We start from the raw sequence: 16,837 nt of genomic DNA, 5'->3' as shown, positions 1-16,837 counted from the left end.
ATAATTGATCACCTGGCCACTAGTAAGTAATACATTACATATGTGAAGCCGATATATATGAACAATACATAACCTATTTTGGAGTATTGTAATCGAAACATCTTATGCTTTAACAAAGGATAGACGATGACTAAGGCCATCATAAACCATGACAGATAAGCAAAACGATTTGAAAATGCTACCCTTATCACCATGATCCAAAAAGCGTTGCATATCACATAGGTATTATACAATTGGTGGTAAAACTTATCTTTAAACTTGAATTTTGCGATATATAAATATCCGACTACAACGGCTACAGAGCTGTATAAGAGAAAATCCCAGCGAAATCCTGTTCTTGAGAATTGATGGAGGTTTTCTGTATTGCTCAAATAATTAGAGAAGCGATCATCACTTAAACCCAAGCCCATAAATAAGTTTTCCCAAAAGCTTCCCATGCTTGCAGATAGTACAATTGCGACGAACCATCCAAGTAAATACGTTTTGGGTTTATTATATATAAAAGTCAATGCAAATGCTAATATGGGCAGTATCATTGATTTATGAAATGATAAAGACAGAATTAGCCACCCAATCATTACTGGTATATTCTTTCGATACGATAATGCGCAAATAAAGAAAGAAGATGCTAAACCTGCTCTTATTCCATTTGTTCCATACCCCCAGAATGAGAAACTTCCTATCAATGCTAAAAAAGCTAAAAAGGCATAGTCATGATGCCAACGCCTGACCGCTATGTATAAAGGTAAAATATATAGGAATGCACACAGTAAGAAGAACCATTCAACACTCATTATCATTGAGGAGAATTTAAATAATAACGAAAAGCCCAGATCTTTTTCACGAACAAAGCCTCCACTTGTTAAGGTTTCAAAGTTCCGCGCATAAGTTAACATGTCACCAAAATAATAACCGCTAATAGGGCGAAGCCCCATATAAAGTAACAACAGGATAAATACAAAAAAAACAGCGGCTAAATTAAACCTCCGCGACCTAACCTCATATCCGGTATTACCACTTGTATGAACTAAAACAATAATTGAGATGATTAAAACGGCATTGATAAATACCTCTGTATAATATTCTAATGGTATCAGACTCACTTTAGGTATGAAAAGGATTTAAAAAATTATTAAATCAACAATATTATCGATGTCCAGAAACAATCATGGACTTGGATAATTGTTTACAAAATAAACAGCAATTAATTAGTTTTTTAGCGAGAATTTAATCTATATGCTTAGGAAGATCTTTCACCCTCAAAAACATTTATCTCACATAGCTTTACACGCTATGCGATGAAGGATCTTAATGAATTCCTATGCTATTTTTAATTAGTCTTGTAAACTTTATTTCAATATATTTATATGTTACTGAAGAGGCAATCAACGTCACAATTATTATCAAAACAAAAACCAATGGAGTATACAAATACTCTTCAAATCCCGTTTTTTTAACTACTCCCCGTATTATTAGAATAACGATTGGATGAATTAAATAAATCGAGTATGAGATATCACCTAGATATGACAGAAAAGAACTTGACTTTAAGTTCAATTTTACATCCATCAATATCACAGAAAATATAAGCATACTGCATATCAATAACTTTGTTTGCAGGAATTCAAGTAGATTAAAATAATGAAGTAAAAAGGCTATTATACTTATTATAAACATTAACCATACAATAGCATTACTGATTTTTATTTTATCATAAATATTTCCAATAAATACACCACTCAAAAAATAAAGCAGTAGATCATTAGTTGCCATATTAAAATATGGATTTGAAAAATATTCAGGGGATGCTGATAAAGTAAAATCAACTGTAGAAAACTGTGGAATAATAAACACCAATGATAATATTATTCCATATATCATGGCATATCTTATTTTACCAAACATTAATGATACACCAAAAATCAAATAGAAAAACATCTCATAATTTAATGTCCACCCTACATACAACGGAGGCTCTTGTTCTGAAGGAATAAAAAGCAAGGCTTTTAAAATTGGATAAAGATTTTCATTATTTATAAAAAGAATGGATCTATTCACCAATACGAGCCAAACAATTGTTAATGCAAAATATAAAGGAACAACCCTAATTATTCTCTTCAACATGAATGTTCTAAAATTCTTGAATTTGTTATTATAATCATACGTTTTAGTAGTATAAACCATAATAAATCCACTAAGAATAAAGAATATCTGCACACCAATCGTACCATTCCCAAACAAAATATCTCCAATTGGGAACTGAAAATTGATATAATCTTTTGCATGAAAACAACATACTAACATGGCTGCAATTCCACGCAGAGCTTGTAGTTGATTTAGCTTATTCATATAACTAAATTAGTAGCTTTTTAATTTTACAGATAAATCTCTTTAATACCTAACTATTCTTCTTTTAATCACTTATACCTTAACACAAATCGTATATCTTACCCACTTCACTTTCATTGCCAAAATCATTCTGCTTCAAGTTTTCAATGATCATATCTTGTTTATTCTTATCCATTAAAAAGTTATAAATGCCTTTGGCGGCACCCTCATTATCCAATGGAACAATTTCACCATCATATCCATTTTTAAGTTGACTTTTTGATGTGGGAAAATCGGTGATGACAACAGGCTTAAACAACATCTGTGCCTCCCGCACTGTTACAGCCTTTCCTTCATAAAGAGATGGTTGAATATAAATATCGCAGTTATGAATATAGGGATATGGGTTAACCTTCTTTCCTAGAATAAAAAAGAAGTCATTCATTTGTAACTTATTAATCTCATCAACGATTTTCTTTTCGTCAGGACCATACCCAACTAAATACCATTTGATATCCACCCCTTTATTCAGCAGGCATTTGCAAATATGTACTGCGTTAACAAAATTCTTCTGCTCGGTAAATCTACCAACAGAGCATAAAATAAGTTCACCATTCTTTCTGGGCATTTCGGATGAAGCAGAAAACTCCTCCGCTTGCTGTCTCACAAAACTGGATGAAAGGATGTTTTCAATTAAAACCAATTTCTCCTTTAAAGAAGGAAAACGAACTAAAAAAGCCCTTGAAACTTCTTCTGATATAGATGCAATGGAATCATATTCCTGCCAGATTGGTAATTCCACTTTTTTATCTAATCCAATGAAAGAATAGTCAGAGTGAATCCAGGCAATTTTATGTTTCGCCTTTACTTTTTTAAGAACAATATTATGAGGTATCAGAAAACTTATTGCTAAGTCATATTCTCCATATGTGAACAGACTTGGAAGAAATGGCATGGCATATTTTGCAACATAAGTAGTTGATGAATAATTTTCAGTCAATTTATTTAGCTTCTTAAATAATTGAGTATGAAACCTTGCCAGCAGTCTTGTAATCCCTATTAATACGCTTCCTTGTTTAAATAATCCTACAATAGGAGTTGACAAGGATTTATATCGCTTTATTTCAGGCAAAACATTAACACTATCAGGTATCATATCCATAAACTCACCAGAGTGATTTTGAATAAACAGATCTACCTCATACTTACTGTAGTCAATACTATTCAACAATCCAAGTAAACTTCGCTCAACCCCTCCAATCTGCATGTAACATGTCGAAATAAATATCCTCTTCTTCATAATGATCTAATTTTTAATTTGATTAAAGAGAGACACCCATTCCCTTCCAATTTCATCAATTGAATACCTCTGAGCATTTATAACTGCATTTCTCCCCATCTCTAACCTCAAATCTTCATCTTTAATCAGGTTAATTATTGCTGAAGCAAACTCTTCTACATGTCCATTGGTAATTAAGAAACCATCTTCATTATTTCTAATAATATCTCCTGGACCATGTGGACAGTTAAATGATACACAAGGCACTCCGCACGCCATTGCCTCAATTAACACCATCCCAAATCCCTCATACCTCGACGATAAAGTGTAAATCGATGCATCGGTATATTTTTCCTCAATATTCTTTACAGGTCCGTAAAAATTAACATTGTTTTCAATTCGTAAGGATTCAGCATATTGTTCTAATTCCTCTTTCAATACCGGTTTGCCATAAATTTCCAAATGCCAGTCCGGATGCTGATCAACAACAAGTTTCCATGCTTCCAATAGCAAATCAAATCCCTTAACATGACTCATTGTTCCAACACTAATAACCTTTTTATTTTTTAGTGAAGATTTTGTCTTTGGGTTAAAAGGGTTGGGATTTGGTATGACTTTAACTTTAGCTTTGGGCCACTCTTGTGAATTTTGGATTGTCAAAACTACAAATTGATCATATAAACGACTTCCGTAGTCAGCCACTTTATCCAGAATTTTATTCCATAACTTACTGCTAAGCTTTTTACTGTGAAAAGCTCTTTTTACAGTATGTCGTTCATAAACAACAGGGATCTTTCTATTGTATAACAGAGGTACAAACAATCCTTTTAAACCATCATCACAAACACAAATAACATCCGGATTCACTTTGTTGATGGTAGAAAGTATGCCGTTTCTATACTTCAGGAAGTAACTGAAAGCATTACCCCTAACCCTAACATCATGAAATTCAATTTTAGAACTAAAATTGTAGAAGTTGTCTATACCTTTTTGGTTAAGCGTTAAAATATGAACCTTGTAATCCATACTTTCAGCAAAGTAGGTAGCTTTTATAGAAAGAACTCTTTCTAAGCCTCCGGCTCCGCAAACCTGATTGGTTATATACAACAGTTTTTTTGACATATCAATCTGTATAACTAGCTAAAGATCCTAAACAACATTAATAAATACCATGAATTAATCAGTCCTACTAATTCATGAACAGTTCACATTTTTTCTTTAGTTCTGCTGCCATATTTAAGTGCAAATTTTTGTTTTTAACACTCGTATCCTTATTTATCAAACCGTTCAGATTGAAGTTATTTTTAGTATTTCCCTTTTCATCTACATCAATCCGGTTGAATAAATCAATAATACCTTCGAAACGACAGGTATCAACCTCTGAATTAAATGAATGAATAAAAATAACAGGCGTACCCATTGCTAAACAAGGTAGTGCACAATGAATTCTTGAGGTTATCACAAGCTTAGCTTTGGCATATTCTTTCAGATAAGTTTCTGCAAGTTCAAATTTTTCAATATCTGATTCTCCTATATTAGGCAGTACATGTCTTCTGAACTTAGCCGTTTTCAACAAGTCTTTATCTATTATCTTTTTTATAAACCTTCTTTTTTTAAAGATCTTAAATACATCTCCATTTAACACACTTCTTAAAAACTGTTTAGGTTCAGTTGTTACAGTCTTAAATGTTGGGTAATTAAAAAAAGGTTCAACAATATATATATCATCCCCTCTTTCAGTGTCGGGAACGGCATAGTTATCCAGTGTTAGCGTCAGACACCCTGTAAAATAAGCATCGACTCCTTTTTCTTTTAACAACTCGACGGTAAATTTATCCCGGCAACCAATCGGCGCATGCTCTTTTAAATAAGATACACTATTGTCATCTAACAAGAATGGGGCTGCACTTGAGTTTAAATGAAAAGACACAAAAAGAGGATCAATATCTTGTGATGGAATCCAGTTTCTCAAATTATGGGTAAACCAACCATTCATGATAAGCTTCACCTTATCTCCATCGTATTGATTCAGCTTCTCCCTGTTAATCAGAAATGGTGAATCAGCATGAAACTGCCGGGCAGCCAGGCTTTGCACGTAATCTCCTAAATTATAGGTGAATTTTCCTTCCTGATAGGTTAGTAATGCATTCTTCATTTTACTAGCTTTAATCGAAATTTCATATAAAAATTAAATATCCCTGGGAACCTGTTAATGATGTTAGATTTATGCTTTCTAAGAATCATCTTTAACTTACTTTCATCAGGAAGTTTTAGCGTAACATTGGCAAACCACTTAAGAACTTCCTCTTCACTTGCCTTATCTTTAAAAACATATACATTTTCACTTTCAAGAGACTTTTTTTGTAAACCAAGCCAATGGTTTAATACACCTTTGGTTTTAATACCTCCGTTGACATGCTTTTTAACCAAGTCATAAAATGATTCGTTGACATTAAAACCATACAAATTTGGGTTATCACCGCTTAGAACTATTGCCATAATGGTTCTTAAACACTTTTCGCAAAAGCTACAGTTTAATTGATCCCTGCGTTCCGAATAACAAACTCTCAACTGCACCTCATCTTCAATAAGCCTGGCATAATCAATGATAGACTCTATTTTTTTTAAGCGGGTTAAATCATAGCATTCATGAACAATAGATGTGTTGCTCCACTTTAGCAATTCATCTGTCACAGGGTTTGAGCCCCAGCTTATTTGCGTTAATTTAGTATGGGTTGATCCAATATATAGTGTAGTAATATTTAAAAGGTGACACAATGGAGCACAAACACCCAATAATGCCATGCCATGCTGAACTTTGCCCCACCACTCTATATTCAACTTCTGCTCGAGTTTATAGCTGTAAAACGAACGAAGATTCGACTTGATGTAATACTTGGGATTATCTGTAAGGTAGTTCTGATCCTTGTTATAATTAACCAGATCATTCCATTTGTCTGCCTCACTTAATGAAATATCAGCTCCCCATACAGAAAACAGCGCCATCTTCTTGTCGGCGTGCCTGACAAGGGTCGATACTGCATCCACACCCCCGCTAAACAACATTGCAGCGTAAGTCGACTTTGCATTCTCCTGAACTATCGGCTTTTCAACCCATAAATTTCCTTTTAACTGAAATTCCGGATACATTCTTTGAAATTCCTTTTTAATAGGAATCACTGATTCAATGAACGCTTTATCTACTTCTGCACATTGAATATCAATATCAAGAAACCATGCAATTGGCAGGAAATTAACCAGAAAAGGAACGCATAATATACTCTTAGGCACAGAGGACACATCTTTTTCGTATTCTACAAAATAGGGATCCTCACTATTAAAGTAAATTGCATACTTATCATCAACCGAGTAATTGTAAACAACAGTTTTTCCACTGTTTTCAATCAATATTTCATCAAGAACGATCATTCTTCTACTGTCAAATTAACAATTGATTTACCTTTTTCTTTTGATGACACTTTTTATTAAATCAACTTCATACACATGCATTCCAAAACGATACATGACAGCAAAATAAGTAAGTGAGTAAAGTGCACTTTTCAAGATGAATATCATCCATCCGTCACCTGGTAACATTGTAATTCCAACGCCGACCAGCATTATAAATGCCATGCTTAATAAATTCTTATCTACAAGTTCTTTGAAAAACCTTATAATATTGATTCTTATTGCCTTATGGTAATAAAAGTTCATTATATTCTGTGAAATCATCCAGCCAATAACATTACCTGCTACCATACCTGTTGCACCATACTTAGGAACAAGCAATGCACCCAGTAAAACTCCGATTACCACAAAGGACACATAAATTATCGCTTTAAATCTTAATTTAGCCTTTGCCTCAAGTATGGAATTCCCGAAACCCTGAACAAGCGGAACCGTATAGGCAATCATAATTAATAGGGCAATTTGCCACGCTTCAGTAAATTCATCGCCAACCCACAATAACACAAACTGCTTTCCGTACAATAAGAACGCTCCAAAAATGTATAATAACACAAAAAAAGAAAGACGCCCGATTCTGATCATCATGCTTGTTAATTCCTCACCGCTGGCATTATCTACTGCCATTTTCGTAGCTCTTGGTAAAAAAACACTCGTAATGGCACTGGAAAAGGCTCCGTAATATGATCCTAACATGATGCCTACTGCGAGAATTGCCACTGTAGTAGTATCCGTCATAATACCTAACACCATCTGCCCTCCTTTCCACTGAAACTGACGCACCAGAGCAAAAACAAAAATCCATATTGAATAACTAAATACAGTATACAACATGGGTTTTTGAATCTGCTTAAAGGAAACTTTTACTTTGAGTATTTTAAAGACGTAGAACCCATTTGAAATGATCAACAACAAGTTCATTACTGTATCTAAAATAACTATTTCAACTGCTTTAGCTCCGTAGTATAAAATGACAACAACGGTAACTGAACGGATCAAATATTTTATTATACTGGCGGCTCTGGGAAATATGAATTTCTCATAACCTGAAGATATTGCCTGAAAAGAGTTTCCTGGTAACGTTACAGCCAAATTAAAAACCAGAATTAACACCATTATTTTGGCTTTATCAATTTGTTCCGGATCCATTGATTTACTGAATATCCATTCCAGGTTATAGTAAAATACAATTCCAATGCAAACCAATATCGTTGATATTACAACATAGAATATCAAACTCATCCCAAGAAATTCGGCTTCCCCTTTGGCATCCCCTTCAGCTCTGTATTTGGCAACAAAGCGCACAATAGTATTATTAAGACCGAAATCTAATAGTGTCAGATAACCAACGAAAGAGCCTATTAAAGTATATAATCCATATTCATCTGCCTGAAGCATACGAATTATATAAGGTGTTAATAGTAACCCGACAAGATTGGTGATTATAATAGTTAGATAGGAAAGCGCAGCCCCTGTCCGAAGTTGATTCATTTAGGATTGAATTCTTGGTTATTAACAGTCATTTTCCAAAGCCTATTCGCTATTGAAACATATCAATATTTTATTGATGTTATAACATAGCTTCGCCCCCTCAATCCCAATTAGATCAAGCCAGGCTGGTTAAAACAATATGCTCTGAATAAGCAATTTCTAAATTAGTATTCTTTTACAATCGCACTTTGTTTTTATGACTAACGTCAATCATTATTTGCTGAAACTTCAATTTGGGTACACGAATAAAAGATGAATTGGTGTGAAAACTATATGCAGCAACAAATAGGTCATTATCCACAAAAATGCTCAGGAGTATACACTCCAAAACTCATTAATAAATAAAATTGAAATCGAAACATTGATCGTGGTGAATAATCCTTAACGTGGACAGATGATTTTTAAAAGACTAGATAAGGATAAGAAAGTGTATTGGTAATTGTGTTTTTTTCTTCAGCGCACTAATATCTTAGTCGAATCCTGTTTATAGAGCAATAAAAAAGGGTCTCTAAAAGAGACCCTTTTTTATTGCTGCTATAGTATGGTATACATTATTTATTACTACCGGGGCAACTATCACTCACTACATTAAACGTATAGTAATATCCGTTATCACCCTCTGCAACACTTATAAATTCAACCATAAAACCGTTGCTCATAAGCACTGCCTGACCTTCTTCCGAGATATCAATTACTTCAGTTATCTCATCCTTATTTTTGGTTGTTACAACTATTTGTTCATCATGACATGGAGCCCAGAATACAAATACGGCTGTTTCAATCGCTCCATCTTCACCCAATGCAGGTTCTGAAACCGATTCAAACTTAATATACCCTTCAAGACTAGGGTAGTTGGTTTCAACATTAAAACTAAAACCATTTGTCTTGTATAAACCACCATCCAACTCTGCACTTAACTCACCTTCACAGTTTGTTTGGAATGCTACATAACTTAAGGCTCCTGAATTTTCCACTACTTCACATTCATCAACACACCAGCAGTCTGGTAATATCGCTTCCAGGTTATAAATATTTTCAGGAAAAGTTCCTTCGGGCAACATAGGTAAGCTTTCAATAAACGCCTGGTCAGATGCATCCATTCCATCGCCATTGGTTATTTTCCATAGTATGTCCTGCAGCTTATCTTTTACTTCATTATAATCAATATCTGGCTCAGGGAAATACACATAATGCTCGTAGTTCACCTTTTTAAACTGAAGCAAATTGATTAATTCCAAAACAGCTTCTGAAGTAGTTACCCCTAACAACTCATAAGCAGCTGTACCATCTGATCCATTCATACCCAGGTTCAGGCAATAAAGATATAAAGTTACCGTCTTAGTTGAGTTTGGAGGAACACAAACATTAACAGGGGCCAGTAAAATAGCATTTTGATACCCCGCATGATTAACATCAAATACAGTTCCGGCTCTTAACCAGAGAGATCTGCATTCTTCCGGATGGGTATTGGTTATTTCCACTGTAACCTTAACTTGTTCACCCGACCCTTGTGCCATACCTTCTATCTTCAGGTAGTCAGCCTTCAGGCGTGCTGCTGACGATGTCCCCTCATAACCGGTAATTGCTCCAAGAAGAAGATCTTGATGAAATACATATTCTTCAGCCTGTAGCTCGCCCCCGGCATTACCCATTCCTGGTATATTTCCTGCTTCCTTCTGCTCTTCTTTTTCGCATGAAACAAAAGCCAATAATCCTAATAATAAGAATAACGTACCAAAGCTTAAACCTCTTAATCCCGTTACTCGTTTCCCTAAATATTTGCCCATAATATAAACTCTTTAGATTCGGTTATAAGTATCTTCTAAAAAAAATAAATTGAGTGCTAAACTCTTCATTAATCCACAATATGTCAAGGGCATTATGATGAACACATCATAATCATTGATAAAAAATACACTTAAGCCCGAAATTTCCCCTTGACAATAAATATTTTAACAATCATCTGAAATAAGCGACCGAAAACGACCACCTCTCATTCTATGCCATGTTTTTTAAGCTTCCGATTAAGGGCCTGTCTGGTAATATTAAGCTTTTCCGCGGTATGTGTTTTATTGTGACTACATGCCTCCATAGCCTTAATAATAGTCTTTTTTTCAAGCACATCAAGCCCATACTCCACTTCCATTGGCGCTCCGTTTTTACGCTCATTGGCAAACTTCAAATGCTTTGGTTTAATAACATTGGAATCACACATTAGAACTGCATACTCAATCACATTTTTCAGTTCACGAATATTCCCCTGATAATAATGACCCACCAGTAAGTTCATAGCCTTTGAATGCATACTGATAATACCTTTGTTATGCGTTTCGGCAAATAACCTGACAAAATGATTCACCAAAACAGGAATATCTTCGCTTCGTTCACGAAGTGATGGAATATGAATATGGAATGAGTTCAGACGATGGTATAGATCAAGGCGAAACTTCCCATCTTCTATCATTTTCTTCAAGTCTTTATTGGTGGCGCAAACAACCCTGGCATTTACAGGAATAGCTTCATGGGAACCGATACGACTCACTTTTCTTTCATCTAAAACCCTTAACAGTTTGCCTTGCAAAGAGAGGCTCATATCCCCTATTTCATCCAAAAAAAGCGTCCCTCCATTGGCGCGCTCAAACCACCCTTCATGATTAGCCAATGCTCCTGAAAATGCACCTTTCTGGTAACCCGAAAATTCATTTTCAAATACTCCATCAGGCGTTGCCGTGCACTTAACAGGATAAAAAGGCGCTCCGCTCCTGTCACTCATACTATGTATACCCCTTGCGATCAACTCTTTACCACTTCCACTTTCACCAGTTATCATTACAGAGGTATTCTCTGTGCGGGCAACTCGTTTCATTAATGAGTTTATTTCCTTAATCGAATTACTAACACCCACAAACTCAATTCCCCAGTGTGCCTCAAATTTCTTTCTTGATTCCTCAAGTTGCCGATCAACCACATAACTTTTTACACTAAACTGCTTATAGCTCTCACATCTCTCTATAGCTGCCCGCAATTCCCTTGCCCTAAAAGGTTTTTCTATGAAATCACAAACGCCAAGTTTCAGTGAGGTAACTGCGTTATTAACATTAGCCTGACCAGTTATAACAATGCCTTCTATCTCAGGATACCTTTCTTTTAAATCGCGAAACACAGACAAACCATCTTTATCTATGAGGTTGATATCCAAAATAGCCAGGCGAGGTACACTCTCAATTTTGGCTTCTTTATATTGATACCACGACTCAAAAGCATATACGTCAACATTATCAAAGACAATACTATCTTTAATTTCCTGCCTAAGCTCTGACTCATCTTCAAAAAGTAATATCGTATACCTCATCATTATTACTAAATCACTGTGTGTTAGTTAGTATTATCTTTTTTATCCTTATTCATGATCCGCAAAAGTTATTTTATAGCCGGAAACGTAAGCGTGGTTTTAAAATACCTTCCTTCACGTGTTTGGACATCAATGGAACCTTTCATTTTTCGCATCAGGTTTTTGATGATAAAAAGCCCAAGTCCGGTCCCACCGGAACTCTTCTTTGTCGTATAAAAGGGCTTAAATAAATTAGCTATATCCTTTTCTTGTGCACCTAATCCATTATCAATAAAAATGACCCTTACCAATTCCTCCGTCTGCTCAATTGATACCGTAAGCTTTGGTTTAAATCCCTTTTTGATGCTTGATTTCATTTGCAGGGATTGTACACTGTTCATCAATATATTTACAAATACCTGCTCCAGTTCGTTGGCTGTTCCTTCCACAAAAACCTCATCAACATGCTTAACCACAAGTATTAATCCCTGAACCTGCATGTAACTTATATCTTCCAGTGCACAATTAAGCACTTCCTGAATGCTTATGGACTCATCTTTACGATCGGGCAAAGACGAAAACTGTTTCATCTCGTCAATAATGCCCCGCATACGCATTATCTGATGCTGTATCTGCTCTGTCTTCTCCAATAAATAAGATTCACTTATATCACCCATTTGCCACTTGTCAAACATATTGTCAAGCTTGAGGCTCAGATGCGTTAATGGTTGATTCAACTCATGAAATATAGCTGATGCAATTTCACCCAATGACTCCAGCCTGCTCTTTTTCAACAATTTCAATTCATGAGCTTTATTAATCCTGAATTCATCCTGAATCTGCCTTTTTAACTCTTCATTCTGATCCTCCAGGTTCTGTTGCACCTCAATAAACTGTGTTAAATCCTTAACTGCAGCCAGGTAAAGCTCTTCATCTTTATTGACATATGGAATTAAATTGAGCAAAAATGTCTGGTTAGCTTCTGTGCCTTTAAAGTGACATAGAACAGCACGTGAATTAGCGTCTGATTCAATCATTTTCAGATAGTCAAACTTCTCGGGAGACAAAACATTTGTCTTGATAATATCCTGAATATAAATTGGTCTTACAACAATTCTGCTTTCCAGGAAGAAATCGATAAAAGAGCGATTCAGGCTAAATATCTCCCCATCTTTTTTAACCACTGCAATGGGATATGGTAACTTGTCAATGGCTATATCGCTTTGATTCGTTTGAACCTGAAATGTACCGATCAATTCTATGTTACCATCAAAGCCCTTATAGGTACATTTAACCTGTTCAAGGTCATCACCATCACACATTACAACTTCGGCTACTAACTCTCTGACTCCCTCGTTATTGACAAAGGAGTTAAATCGATCACGAAGTTGATGTGGTAAAAAATCACGAATATTAGCACCTACGGAAATAACGCCCCTGTCAATTAAATCGCCATGCGACCTGATAACATGACCGGTTTTATCCAACAAAAAGTAAAAAGCCTCTTTGCCTATGGTTTTATGATTAATAATTTGCTGATTAAGATACATATACACACCTTCATCTGAACAATGAACAAATAAAAGTATGGCGAATAAATTACTTTTTCAGCTAAAATTGATTTACGGTCGATTTGATAAGATTATCGTGGGAAATTTTTAGATAAACAACATTTAGTTTTCTACAAATGGCAGTATTTGAACCCAATTTTTAATGCGAATATCAGTAAGGTCCGGCTCATTATCTTCATCTAAAGCCAGTCCTACTAAATCATTTCCCTCCTGGGCTTCCGATTCAGAAAAATCATACCCCTCTGCCGATATTCTTCCAACAACATTCCAGCCCTTGTCGATCAGTAAGGCGTATAGTTTACCCATACCATTGCAGAATGTATCCGGATATGTATGCTGATCGCCCAAACCAAACAAAGCAAATGTTTTACCTGACATATCAAGTGATAGAAGTAAATCGACAAATAATTCAAAATCATCCTGCAGATTACCAACTCCCCAGGTTGAAGTACCTAAAACAATATTGTCATACTTCACAATTTCAGATACCGTCAGGTCATTAACTGCCAAACAATCAGAACCAGGAATAGCAGCATGTAATTTCTCTGCCACAAACTGGGTATTACCTAATGATGAGCCGTAAAATATTGCTGTTTGCATAGTCTATGTTTAATATTATTGGTAAATAAACAGCAGTGCTAAAGAAAAGTTTACTTTTTACGTATTAATGATATACCATCCCTGAAAGGCAAAATTACTTTTTCCACGCGCTTATCTTCCTTAACCATTTTATTGAAGTCCAAAATTTCTTTGGTATAAGCATCATTGGGATGAAGCTTTTGCACCACCTTACCATCCCATAAAGTATTATCAGCTAAAATACAGCCTCCTGAATTCAACTTATCGAATACCAGGTCGTAATAGTTACGATATTGCCGCTTATCGCCATCCATAAAAACCATATCGTACTTCTTATCCAATTGAGGAATAATATCAATGGCGCTACCAATGTGCAATTTAATAACCTCATCCATATTGGCCTTATCAATAAACGACTGTATAAATTCCTCATTCTCATCGTTTATTTCAATGGTATCAATCACAGCTCCTTCTTTCCCAAGTCCCATTGCCATGCTAATGGCCGAATACCCGGTAAAAGTGCCTATCTCCAGAATATTCATTGGGTTCATCATTTGAACAAGCATCTTAAGGATTTTCCCCTGTAAATGACCACTGAGCATACGTGGCTGCAACATCCGTATGTGTGTTTGACGATTTAACTCCTGAAGAACCGGCTCTTCATCATCAATGTGGTTTAAAATGTATTGTTCGAGATCGATTGAATAATCAGTCATTACTACTTGTAGATTAAATAAGAAAGCTTGTTAGGGTTCAATATTTCATTGGCAACATCCATCAAATCACTGGCTTTGATAGCATCTATTTTATTATATATCTTATCCAGTGAATCGACCTGATCATATAAAAGATAGCTCTTACCCATCGATAACATCAGGTTCTCACGATTATCAAAAGATATGGTCATCTGGCCTTTCAATTGCCTAATGGCCTTATGAAGTTGTAAGCTACCAAGTGGTTTATCACGTAACAGTTTCAATTCACGATCAATAATGTTGAATGAACGAATAAGGTTCTCTTCATCGGTTCCAAAATAAATATTGAAAACGCCTGTGCCATAATAAGGGGCATAGCTGGATTCAACATTATAGGCAATTCCGTTTTTCTCACGTAATGCCATATTTAGGCGCGAATTCATCCCAGGGCCTCCAAGCAGGTTATTCAGTAAATGTAAGTGCAGGCGTTTGTTGTGCTGAAAGTCATAAGCCACATTCCCAATTATTACATGGCACTGGTGTGTATCTTTTTCAATGGTCTGTGATTCGGGCACATACAAATTAACTGAAGCCCTGTCTAACTCCCTCAGGTTTTCAGGTTCTTCCCCAAGGTATTTTTCGGCCCATTTAATAACTTTTTTGAAGGACACATTACCAACGGAGCAGAAAACCATCTGATCCGTACTGTAATTAGATTGCATAAAACGACGTATCATGTCCTCATCAAAGGTCTTAAGTCGTTCTTCTGTCCCGAGAATATTCCGCCCCATAGGATCATTCTTATAGAGCATTTCTTCAAACTCATCAAAAATAAGCTCGGCAGGACTATCTTTATAAGAGTTTATTTCATCAACAATAACCTCTTTTTCTTTAGCCAGCTCTTTACCTGGAAAAGTCGAATTAAAGGTAATATCATGAATCAACTCAATGGCTCGCTCATAATCCTGTTTAAGAAAAGAAGCATAAATACATGTTTCCTCTTTGGTTGTATAGGCATTCAACTCACCACCCACATCATCAAGGCGACTTAACACATGGTAGGCTTTTCGCTTTTTTGTGCCTTTAAAAATAACATGCTCTATAAAATGAGCCATTCCATGCTCTTCCTCTTTTTCATCGCGCGAACCGGTATTAATGATCAATCCGCAGTAGGCTACAGGGGACTTATCTTGCTTATGAATAATGCGAATTCCATTTCGCAATGTAAATATTTGATAATCCATTAATTTTTTTTGAGGCTGCAAAAATACTAAACATCAGGCAAATTCACACACCTGATAAAAAAAAGCAACATTAAAATTGCAAAAATGTTTTTGCAGTATGAAATCTTTATCTATATTTGCACTCGCATTTCGGAAGAGATGTTACTACAAGCCCCGATACGTGGGGATTTTGCTAAGATTGGTGCCATAGCTCAGTTGGTAGAGCAACGGACTGAAAATCCGTGTGTCCCTGGTTCGATTCCAGGTGGCACCACCAGTCGTAAGGCTGATTTTAGGGTTAATTATTAACCTGTGGGGACAGGTTAGTAATCCAAAAGGGTAAAGGGTTATTGTTTATGTTATTTTTACTTGGTAAAAATAACTCGGTGCCATAGCTCAGTTGGTAGAGCAACGGACTGAAAATCCGTGTGTCCCTGGTTCGATTCCAGGTGGCACCACAAAAAGGGGAAAGGTGAAAATCTTTCCCTTTTTTTATAGCCTTATATTAATGAAGTATTTTGGATCACAACCAATTTCTGGGTCCAGGCATAAATTTTACACAAACGATAGAGAAAGAACTTCACATCTGTCACGCCTCTATACTGCCTTCTGTTTTTATTATTTTAGGTTTCGGGTGATTAACTGAAATTTTAGTTTCTCCGTTGATGAAACATTTAATAATGTTAGAGCTGTATGTCAGGCTGAATTGAAAATCGACGAAGTCAAAGCCTGATACATCAGAACTTGGGGCAACGCCCACGAGTGTTCGAAAAGATTCAAACATTCACATATATAGTGTTTTGCAAGCTGTAAATCAGCTCTCCTCCTGGCAAGGAGGAGTACCTCGACGAAGGAGAGGGGAGGTGGTTTTAAGT

The 16,837-nt window shown here is 35.7% G+C and carries 13 protein-coding genes and 2 tRNA genes; 2 read left to right on the top strand and 13 right to left on the bottom strand.

Annotated elements, in window-relative coordinates; all coding sequences use genetic code 11:
- Nucleotides 1-8: 8 nt before the first annotated feature.
- The 13 genes from ACRD69_RS02240 to ACRD69_RS02180 form a co-directional block, all read right to left on the bottom strand.
- The gene (locus tag ACRD69_RS02240) at nt 9-1,103 is read right to left on the bottom strand and encodes an EpsG family protein (RefSeq protein ID WP_430813435.1); all 1,095 of its coding nucleotides are present in this window, start codon (nt 1,101-1,103) and stop codon (nt 9-11) included.
- Nucleotides 1,104-1,308: 205 nt separating this feature from the next.
- A complete protein-coding gene (locus tag ACRD69_RS02235; RefSeq protein ID WP_430813434.1) occupies nt 1,309-2,349 on the bottom strand; it encodes an acyltransferase family protein in 1,041 nt (346 codons plus the stop codon).
- 79 nt (nt 2,350-2,428) lie between these two features.
- Nucleotides 2,429-3,628 carry a glycosyltransferase gene (locus tag ACRD69_RS02230; RefSeq protein ID WP_430813433.1) on the bottom strand — a complete coding sequence of 400 codons (1,200 nt, stop codon included), beginning with the start codon at nt 3,626-3,628 and terminating at the stop codon, nt 2,429-2,431.
- Between the two features lie 6 nt (nt 3,629-3,634).
- Nucleotides 3,635-4,729 carry a glycosyltransferase family 4 protein gene (locus ACRD69_RS02225; RefSeq protein ID WP_430813432.1) on the bottom strand — a complete coding sequence of 365 codons (1,095 nt, stop codon included), beginning with the start codon at nt 4,727-4,729 and terminating at the stop codon, nt 3,635-3,637.
- A gap of 67 nt (nt 4,730-4,796) precedes the next feature.
- Nucleotides 4,797-5,762 (bottom strand): polysaccharide pyruvyl transferase family protein, encoded by a 966-nt coding sequence (locus tag ACRD69_RS02220; RefSeq protein ID WP_430813431.1) that lies wholly within the window; start codon nt 5,760-5,762, stop codon nt 4,797-4,799.
- On the bottom strand, nt 5,759-7,036 hold the full coding sequence (locus tag ACRD69_RS02215) for a hypothetical protein (protein WP_430813430.1): 1,278 nt from the start codon (nt 7,034-7,036) through the stop codon (nt 5,759-5,761). The genes ACRD69_RS02220 and ACRD69_RS02215 overlap by 4 nt, the downstream gene beginning before the upstream one ends.
- 27 nt (nt 7,037-7,063) lie before the next feature.
- Nucleotides 7,064-8,563, bottom strand: a complete 1,500-nt coding sequence (locus ACRD69_RS02210; RefSeq protein ID WP_430813429.1) for a lipopolysaccharide biosynthesis protein — start codon at nt 8,561-8,563, stop codon at nt 7,064-7,066.
- A 551-nt stretch (nt 8,564-9,114) separates the two neighbouring features.
- Nucleotides 9,115-10,350: a hypothetical protein gene (locus ACRD69_RS02205; protein ID WP_430813428.1), complete on the bottom strand. Its 1,236-nt coding sequence runs from the start codon at nt 10,348-10,350 to the stop codon at nt 9,115-9,117.
- A 206-nt stretch (nt 10,351-10,556) separates the two neighbouring features.
- Entirely contained in the window at nt 10,557-11,918 is a 1,362-nt protein-coding gene (locus ACRD69_RS02200; protein ID WP_430813427.1) for a sigma-54-dependent transcriptional regulator, read from the bottom strand.
- Between the two features lie 65 nt (nt 11,919-11,983).
- The gene (locus tag ACRD69_RS02195; protein WP_430813426.1) at nt 11,984-13,444 is read right to left on the bottom strand and encodes a sensor histidine kinase; all 1,461 of its coding nucleotides are present in this window, start codon (nt 13,442-13,444) and stop codon (nt 11,984-11,986) included.
- A 123-nt stretch (nt 13,445-13,567) separates the two neighbouring features.
- A complete protein-coding gene (locus tag ACRD69_RS02190) occupies nt 13,568-14,065 on the bottom strand; it encodes a flavodoxin (RefSeq protein WP_430813425.1) in 498 nt (165 codons plus the stop codon).
- A 50-nt stretch (nt 14,066-14,115) separates the two neighbouring features.
- On the bottom strand, nt 14,116-14,760 hold the full coding sequence (locus ACRD69_RS02185) for an O-methyltransferase (protein ID WP_430813424.1): 645 nt from the start codon (nt 14,758-14,760) through the stop codon (nt 14,116-14,118).
- Between the two features lie 2 nt (nt 14,761-14,762).
- Nucleotides 14,763-15,983, bottom strand: a complete 1,221-nt coding sequence (locus ACRD69_RS02180; RefSeq protein ID WP_430813423.1) for a M16 family metallopeptidase — start codon at nt 15,981-15,983, stop codon at nt 14,763-14,765.
- Between the two features lie 180 nt (nt 15,984-16,163).
- Here ACRD69_RS02180 and ACRD69_RS02175 point away from each other — a divergent pair.
- Nucleotides 16,164-16,239: transfer RNA gene (locus tag ACRD69_RS02175), tRNA-Phe, on the top strand.
- A gap of 108 nt (nt 16,240-16,347) precedes the next feature.
- Nucleotides 16,348-16,420: transfer RNA gene (locus tag ACRD69_RS02170), tRNA-Phe, on the top strand.
- Nucleotides 16,421-16,837: the final 417 nt, after the last annotated feature.

This window comes from Carboxylicivirga agarovorans (assembly GCF_050589845.1).
GTDB classification, from domain to species: Bacteria; Bacteroidota; Bacteroidia; order Bacteroidales; family Marinilabiliaceae; genus Carboxylicivirga; species Carboxylicivirga agarovorans.
Note: the sequence above shows the minus strand (reverse complement) of the source record. Positions and strands in the feature narration are given on the sequence as shown.